This window comes from Aerococcus sp. L_32 (assembly GCF_050689315.1).
In genome coordinates this window covers 1-2,437 of the sequence record NZ_JBOEQF010000296.1, presented here as the reverse complement: position 1 = coordinate 2,437, position 2,437 = coordinate 1, and the positions used below count along the sequence as shown (strand labels likewise).

Sequence of the window (2,437 nt, the reverse complement as noted above, 5' to 3'; positions counted from 1 at the left end):
AATGTCTTCAACTAAAGTGTTTAAAGCACGTTCTTTATCCATCAAGTTAGAAATTACTTCGTTGTTCGCTAATTTTTCTTGTAATTCGTTGGCATTTTTTTCATCTTCTTCAGTAATTTCTTGCCCTAATTGGGCTTTGAATTGGAAGCTTGATTGTAATGCACGGAATTCAGTGTAGATATCGAATGCTTCTTGGTCATTTTTTAATGCTTCAACAGCTGCTACTAAATCTTTGTAAGCTGCTTCTTCACGAACGTCGCGTTCTAATTGGTTAATTGTATCGTAAATATTTGACAAAATGTTCACTCCTCAAAAATGTTCTTAGATATGTGACAGCTGAGTCACGTCCTTAGTTACTATTTAACAATAGTTATCAAATCGAGCGTCAGGCGACTTGATGTTGCACTGCCTCTTTTCAACTACATTTTCCAATATAACATTCTTTCAGAATCATTGAAAGTCAAAAGGGGTGGCCTATTGTCCGCCAAATAATCCTTGGAAGAATTCTTGTACAGAATCAAAGACTGATCCCCCTGTTGATTCACTGTCAGAAGTTGATTCCTCAGACGATGATTCTTCAGATGCTGCAGCTTCTTCAGATTGAATTTGGTTGTACTCATCATAAGCTGATTGCACCGTAAGTTCAGTACCTGGGCTGGCATTCAAGATACCCTCTAGGATGTCTGAGAAGGCCAATTTAGATGACCCTTCTGACTGATACCATAAGTAAGTATCTTCATCGGTATCATCAAATCCAAACCATGTGGCAATGACCACATCTGGTGTATAAGCAATATCCCATTCATCTTTGTTTCCTGAAGAGAAGTTTGCAGATTCAGCTGAACCTGTCTTACCAGCGATCTCGTATCCTTCAGGTTCCATAGTCGAACCAGTACCACCTTCATCGTAAACAGACATTAGAATAGAAGTCATCTCGTCTGCTACTTCTTCTGATACTGCTTGGTTTTGAACCGGTTCTTGTTCTTCAACAACTATATTTCCTTGTTGGTCTTCAATTCGGGTAATATATTGACCTTCAGAACGCACCCCACCGTTAGCGAAAGCAGAATAGGCAGAGGCCATTTGCAGTGGCGATACCCCGCCATCATCGAAAGCACCCAGGGCTAATCCTAAGTTTTTATCGGCTTCGTTATAGGGAATGCCAAAGTCATCTAATTTGGATACGGCCGCATTCACACCAAGTTCATTCATCAACCAAACAGCTGACGTATTTTTCGACTTAGCCACGGCATCCCATAGTAGGATTTCCCCCACAGATTCAAAGTTCCAGTTTTCAGGCGTATAGTTATCTGTTCCGTATGACAGTTCTTCATCCAAGATGACAGATTGAGCAGTGTAGCCCTTTTCCAAGGCTAGGGCATAAACCAATAATGGTTTGATGGTTGAGGCTGGGCTTCTTGAAATTTGTGTCGCCCGGTTAAAGCCCCTAAATGAATAGTCACCGGTACCACCGACTGAGGCCATTACCCCACCAGTTGCTGGGTCCATCACAACGGACGCTGATTGGGCCAATTCACCAGATGGCGACGTTGGGAATAGCGATGTATTCTCATATGAAGCCTCTAGTTCAGTTTGGTAAGTTTGATTTAAGTTGGTATAAATCTTGTAATTACCGTTCATAATATCTTCTTCAGATAAGCCGTATTTATCGATTGCCTCATTGATTACCGCATCGAAGTAATAAGGATAAGCATAGGTATCGCTAGAGGTATCATTGTTCATTTGCACCAATTCTGTATTGATCGCGGCATCGACTTCCTCTTGTGTGATGAATTCATTATCGGCCATTAATTGTAAAATGGTATTACGACGTTCCACCGTCGCATCATAATCATCCACTGGGTTATACAGGGTTGGTCCTTTCAAGGCACCGGCAATGACCGCTGCATTATCAACAGTCACCTCTGATGCTGACACCCCAAAGTATTTCAAGCTAGCATCCTCTACCCCATAAGCACCGTTACCGAAGTAGGCATTATTTAAATACATTTCTAAAATTTCATCTTTTGTATAATTCTTCTCGATTTCAAAAGCCAAGAACAACTCTTTTAACTTACGCATTAGGGACTGGTCATTGTCCAAAAAAGCATTCTTCACTAATTGCTGGGTAATGGTTGACCCACCTCCGACAATTTGTCCACTTGTTAAATAACCAAAAGCCGCACGGGCAATCCCAATAGGATCAAATCCCTGGTGGTCATAAAATCGTTTATCCTCTGTTGAAATGACCGCATTTTGAATATTGGTCGATATATCTGCCAATTCAACATAGGTACCGGCATCATTGGAAATTTCACCAGCATACTCGCCGTCTTGGTCGTAAAACTCCGTTGTCACTTGTAGTTTTGCCGGCAAGTCACTCACATCAGTCGTTTTGGCCCCTATTAGTAAATAGGATTCCAAGACAAATCCAAGT

Annotated in this window: 2 protein-coding genes; both read right to left on the bottom strand. The window is 41.3% G+C overall.

Features of this window, described 5'->3' with window-relative positions; all coding sequences use genetic code 11:
- The coding region (locus ACRCJ0_RS12005; RefSeq protein WP_431390564.1) for a YlbF family regulator at window positions 1–306 on the bottom strand (306 nt) is incomplete at its 3' end.
- A gap of 168 nt (window positions 307–474) precedes the next feature.
- The coding region (locus tag ACRCJ0_RS12000; protein WP_431390563.1) for a transglycosylase domain-containing protein at window positions 475–2,437 on the bottom strand (1,963 nt) is incomplete at its 5' end.